This window comes from Streptococcus mitis (assembly GCF_003942685.1).
Taxonomy (GTDB): Bacteria; Bacillota; Bacilli; order Lactobacillales; family Streptococcaceae; genus Streptococcus; species Streptococcus mitis_CD.
The window spans coordinates 1-6,357 of sequence record NZ_RJNR01000029.1; the positions used below are offsets into that span (position 1 = coordinate 1).

Genomic DNA, 6,357 nt, shown 5'->3' on the forward strand with positions numbered 1-6,357 from the left:
GTGAGGATCATAAAGCGTTTTTTCATCAACACCATCACCTGCTTCCACATCTTCTAGACCAGGGACACGATCCAATGTCATTCCTTCTGAAGCCTCTAAAACTTTAACTTTGGATTTTTTTAGATTGGGATCCAGACTTCCTGCCCAAGATTCAAGTGTATGCGAATGGTAAACAAAGACATCTGCATCATAGATGGCTGCGATATCATTTGCTGAAGGTTCAAAGGAGTGAATTCCGCTACTTGACTGAATCATTCGAACATCATTCAAGTCACCAGATACTTCCTTGACCATGGCATAGATAGGATAAAAACTAGTCACAATTTTCATCCCTTTACCTGACTGGCTCTCCTTCTGCCCACAAGCAGCTAATACCAGAGCCAATACACTGGTCATCAATACTAAAATCGTCCTCTTTTTCACTATAACTCCTTAACTAGTGTTTAACCATTTAATTAACTAGTAAATAGTTTATCTTTATTTAGAAAATATGTCAAGAATTTTTACACAATTTCATAAAAAAGAGAACAGAATCCATATTCTGCTCCCTTTTTATCTTCTATAATAGTTGTATAGTTACTTACTCTCCTTTAACAAGACTAATAGCTTTTCAGCTTCTGCCATAATAGTATTGTTGTCCTGGGAACCAAATAACAGGTTATTTTTTAATCCTGTGAGAGTTTCGTTGGCATTGGACTTAAGAATTGGGTCCTGAATCTTTTTAAGTAACTCTTCCGCCTCTCTCAGTTTTTCTTCAACCTTTTCAGTTTCAACCTGAGGTTCCTCTGGTTCCGATGGTGATTCTTCTTCTGATTCCTCTGGTTCTTTTGGTTTTGGAGATTCTGCTTTCTCAGTTTTCGGTTTTTCTTCGCGAGGTTTTTCCTCCTCAATTTTTTCTGTCTGAGGTTTCTCCTCTGTTGGTTTCTCTGTTTGATTGTTAGCAGCTTGACTATTGTGGTTTCTTTGAACATGATCGCTCGCATTGCCCCAACCACTATCTGAATGCGGACGTTCATTTGGATGTTCGACATAATACTTCACAGTTTCAAATAGCTCTTCTAAACTATACCCCTTAGGTGCCTCATAAAGTCCTTCGTCAAACCACTCAAATTTGATGTTATGGTAATGGTCATAATGAGGTATAATCAAACTTCCATTTTTAACTTCCACAGTATGTTGGAGATTGTAAGGCATACGGTCAAGTGGTACCTTCTTAGCTGCTTTTATTCTATTGTAAATCGCTTCTGCTCCCTTAGCCTCAGTATTTCCTGAACTTTGATGATTTGTTGAAGGAGGCGTCAAACCTTTCTCTTTAGCATAAGCTTGACCTGCTGCTCTTTCAGCTTCAGACAAACTTTCTTTCTTAATCCAATGACTGTGGCTCATATGCGGAGTTACATAGGCATCCCCCTCATCACTGGTGATATCACGAGGATCAAAGATATAGCCATCTTCTGTTGTATACTTGCCTGCCAACTTGGCTACTTGAATCTCATCATCTGTGTAAGCTATTTGTGCATTTGGTTTTCCTAAACGTTCTGGATGACGAATCGGCGCTAGAAAAGCAAGGATATCATCAACTAACTTGACTTTATCACTTGACTCATCGTTGAGACGTTCCAATAGTCTATCCAAAGCGTCAAAATCAGCTTGGCGCCCTTTATTGGAAACCAAATCTTGATGAACTGTTGCTAGTAAATCATAAACTTTGTTGTAAAATTTTTGATCACCAGATGCAAGATTGGTTTTCTTAGCTCCTAACTCATGAGACAAACTTTCTTGTTTAGCAAGTTTATCATCAATGGCTGCAACAGTTTCTGCTGAAAGTTCCTTGGCAGAAATATAACGCGAAATTCCATTCTCTTCGAAGACATAACCATCAACCACCTTTCGAATCACCTGTTTTACCAATTTTCCATCAATTGGATTGCTTGGAGTTGGTTGAGGATTTGGTACAGGTTGTGGACTTGGTATTGGGGTAGGCTCTGGAGCAGGGATTGGAGTCGGAGTTGGATTTGGAAGGCTTGGAGTCGGAATTGGTTTTAATTCTTTACCACCTGCAGTAGTATGATTCCCTTGATAATTTTCAGAAATCATTCTTGCAATCTTCTGCTCTAAATCAGACATTTGAGAATAAGGAATAAAGTGATAATGATCTCCGTGTGGCACTGCAACACCATTCGCAGTTTTTCTTGTAATCTGCGCCGGATCAAAGACAAGTCCATCTGATTCCACATGTCGTTGACTGAGTGGCAAGGCATAAAGTTGTTTCAAGAGACTAGATACGTCTTCACTCGGACTAGCTTGATAGCTATTATCCACTTGTGGGCTAACACTTGGAGTCCATCTTCTGGTATTTACCTCAACATTGCTTTGATTCGTTTGTCCATATGAACTATTATTCGATGCCTCTGATGCGCTACTGCTAGAAGAATTTGTTGAAGGACGATATCCAACTGAGCTTGGTTGATTACCTTTTCCAGATAAGAAGGCTCGAGCTGCAGCTAATTCACTGGCAGACAAGTCACTCTTAGGAATATAGTGGAAATGATTGCCATGAGGAACGATATAGGCATCACCCGTGTCCTCAATGATATCAGAGGCATTAAAGATATAACCATCATCCGTTGTATAACGGCCTTGAGCTCTAGCAGCGACTACCGCATTATCGCTAGAACCTCCTCCGTGATTACTACCGTGTTCCTGCTTCTGACGAGTGATTTCTTCTTTTGATCGAACATTATCAGCATGTGCTGCGTCCTTTAGATAGACATAATACTTACCATCTACCTTAATCACATAGCCACCCTTGATTTCATTGACAATATCGGAATCTTTTAACTGATAATTCGGATCTTTCATCAGAAGTTCTTCACTGATGATAGCATCATAAGGAACCTTGCCATTATAGTAGTGATAATGGTCTCCATGAGAAGTCACATAACCTTGGTCCGTAATCTTGATAACAATTTGCTCGGCATTTATACCTTCTTTTTTACTGACTTCCTCAGGTGTCAAAGTCTCTGCCTTTTGGCTTGGTTGGTTGCCATCGATGTATGAAACACGGTTATTTTCTTTTACAGTTTGGGCTTGATGCAAACCTAGTTCATAAGCGCAGACACTTAAAACAAGTGCAGCTGCTGACCCAGCTAGATATTTTTTATTGATTTTCATTCTTTCCTCTTTTCTTAACTCTATTTGATTCACTATAAAATAATAAACCGGTTAATTAACTAGTTAATAGTTTACTATTTTTAGTACTGCTTGTCAAGAATTTTTCGTATATACATAATAAAAATGAAAGTCTCTTTATCGAGACTCCCATTTTTCATTAGTTTGTTTTTTCCTTATTCACAGGTGAAGGATTACTTCCTTTTAGCAAAGCAAGTAATTTTTCTGCTTCTGCCATGATACCATTATTATCCATGGTTTGCAGGCTCAAATTATTTCGTAAACCAGCTAGGGTTTCTGTCGCATTAGCTTTCAAACTAGCATCCGTTACTTTTGCAAGCAAATCTTCTGCTTCTTTGAGCTTGGCTTCTACTTTTTCAGTCTCTACTTGAGGAACTTCTGGCTCAGCAGGTGTTTCCTCTACTGGCTCTTCATCCGCTTTGAAGTTCTTTTTGGGATCTTCACTGTGGTCTTTCTTACCTAAGACATGCTCACTGGCATTTCCCCATCCGTCATTAGAATGTGGACGTTCATCAGGATGTTCAACATAGTACTTAATCGTCGCAAATAAGTCTTCCAAGGTATAACCATTTGGAGCCTTGTATGAATGATCATCAAACCAAGCAAATTTAATGTTATGGTAATGATCCTTGTGAGGAATAATCAAATTACCATTTTTAACTTCAACTGTATGCTCGACCATGTATGGAAGTCGAACGAGTGGAATTCGTTTTTCCCCTTTCACACGATTGTAAATGGCCGCTGCACTATCTCCAGTTGGATTTGCTTGAGCATCTGCGTCTGCTGACGGAGGTAGAATTCCTTTTTCTTTAGTATAAGATTGAGCAGCAGCTTTTTCCTTATCAGAAAGACTGTCTTTTCCAATCCAGTGACTGTGACCCATATGAGGCGTTACATAGGCATCCCCTTCATCACTGATAATATCATGTTCGTCAAAAATGTAACCATCTGACGTTGTATACTTATCAGCTAATTGAGCAATGCGGACTTCATTTTCGGTATACTCAATCTGAGAATTTGGTTTACCAAGACGTTCTGGATGAGTAATTGGTGCTAGGAATGCCAACAAATCATCTACTAATTTGCCCTTATTAGAAGATTCATCATTCAAGCGTTCTGCTAATTTGTCTAAGGCTTGGAAATCAGAAGTACGACCCTTATTTTCAGACAAGGCTTTATGAGCCTCGGCCAATAAATTATATGCTTTATCATAAAATTCTTGGTCGCGAGGTGGTACATTTCCTTTTTTAGCAGTTAAAGCGTGTGACACACTCTCTTGTTTTGATAACTTGCTTTCCAAATTTTTAACAGTTTCAGATGGTAAATCTTTCGCAAAGACATAGCGTGAAATTCCTTTTTCTTCGAAAACATATCCTTCTCCAACTTTTCGTACCAGCTGACTAACTAAAGAAGAATTTGAGTCTATTTTAGGATTTAGACTAGGAGACGGCTTTACAATAGGTTTCAAAGGTTTTAAGCTAAGAGCTGGCAAAACAGGGGATGGAATTGGATTTGGAAAGCTTGGAGTCGGAATTGGTTTTAATTCTTTACCACCTGCAGTAGTATGATTTCCTTGATAATTTTCAGAAATCATTCTCGCAATCTTCTGCTCTAAATCAGACATTTGAGAATAAGGGATAAAGTGATAATGATCTCCATGTGGCACTGCAACACCATTCGCAGTTTTTCTTGTAATCTGCGCTGGATCAAAAACAAGCCCATCTGATTCCACATGTCGTTGGCTAAGTGGCAAGGCATAAAGTTGTTTCAAGAGACTGGATACGTCTTCTCTCGGACTGGCTTGATAGCTATTATCCACTTGTGAACTAACACTTGGAACCCATCTTCTAGTATTTGCTTCAACATTGGTTTGATTCGTTTGTCCATCTGAACTACTATTCGATGTCACTGATGAGCTACTGCTAGAAGAATTTGTTGAAGGACGATACCCAACTGAGCTTGGTTGATTACCTTTCCCAGCTAGGAAGGCTCGAGCAGCAGCTAATTCATTGGCAGACAAGTCACTCTTAGGAATATAGTGGAAGTGATTACCATGAGGAACGATATAGGCATCACCTGTATCTTCTATGATATCAGAGGCGTTAAAGATATAACCATCATCTGTTGTATAACGACCCTGAGCTCTGGCAGCGACTACCTCTTTATCGCTAGAACCACCTCCGTGATTACTACTGTGTTCCTGCTTCTGACGAGTAATTTCTTCTTTTGTTCGAACATTATCAGCATGTGCTGCATCCTTTAGATAGACATAATACTTACCATCTACCTTAATCACATAGCCACCCTTGATTTCATTGACAATGTCTGAATCCTTCAACTGATAATTTGGATCTTTCATCAGAAGTTCTTCACTAATGATAGCATCATAAGGAACCTTGCCATTATAGTAATGATAATGGTCTCCATGAGAAGTCACATAACCTTGATCCGTAATCTTGATAACGATTTGCTCGGCATTTATACCTTCTTTTTTACTGACTTCATCAGGTGTCAAATTTTCTGCCTTTTGGCTTGGTTGGTTACCATCAATGTATGAAACACGATTATTTTCTTTTACAGTTTGGGCTTGATGCAAACCTAGTTCATAAGCACAGACACTTAAAACAAGTGCAGCTGCTGACCCAGCTAGATATTTTTTATTGATTTTCATAATCTCCTCATTTCAATTCTTCTACTAAAATACTCATATTGTCTTCTAGGTTTTCTAGATAAGTCTTATCGTTTTGTGGGTCTGCTTCTAAAGGATTCAGAGTTTTAAGACCCACACCTGTTGATTTAACAAGAGTTTCAGCTACTTTCGAAGAAGCATTACTTTCTGTAAAAATTGTTTTAACCTTATAGGTTTTAACAAATTCCTGAATTTCTGTTAGTTGTCTTGGACTTGGTTCTTGTTCTGGAGAGATGCCTGCAATACCAAGTTGATTAAGTCCAAATCTCTTCGCTAGATAAGAAAAGGCCGTATGTTGTGTTACAAAGGTTTTCTGAGTCGCTTTTTCAAATTTAGGCTGGAATTTCTTAGTCAATTCTTGAGCTTTTTTGATAAAGGCTTGCGCATTTTTTTGATAAGTTTCTTTGTGTTCACTATCAACCTCTGAAAGTTTATCAGCTATAATTTGGGCTTCTTCGCCAGCTTTTTCAGGATCT

Annotated in this window: 3 protein-coding genes and 1 pseudogene; all 4 read right to left on the bottom strand. The window is 38.7% G+C overall.

Translation table 11 applies throughout. From position 1 onward, the window contains the following. On the bottom strand, positions 1–396 hold a 396-nt coding region (locus D8855_RS10275), incomplete at its 3' end, for a metal ABC transporter solute-binding protein, Zn/Mn family (protein ID WP_376738628.1). 180 nt (positions 397–576) lie between these two features. Next, on the bottom strand, positions 577–3,174 hold the full coding sequence (locus tag D8855_RS10280; RefSeq protein WP_125417218.1) for a pneumococcal-type histidine triad protein: 2,598 nt from the start codon (positions 3,172–3,174) through the stop codon (positions 577–579). Between the two features lie 157 nt (positions 3,175–3,331). Beyond that, on the bottom strand, positions 3,332–5,863 hold the full coding sequence (locus D8855_RS10285) for a pneumococcal-type histidine triad protein (RefSeq protein WP_125417219.1): 2,532 nt from the start codon (positions 5,861–5,863) through the stop codon (positions 3,332–3,334). 7 nt (positions 5,864–5,870) lie between these two features. Further along, positions 5,871–6,357 (bottom strand): annotated as a pseudogene (gene adcAII / locus D8855_RS10290) (zinc-binding lipoprotein AdcAII); the annotation flags it as partial.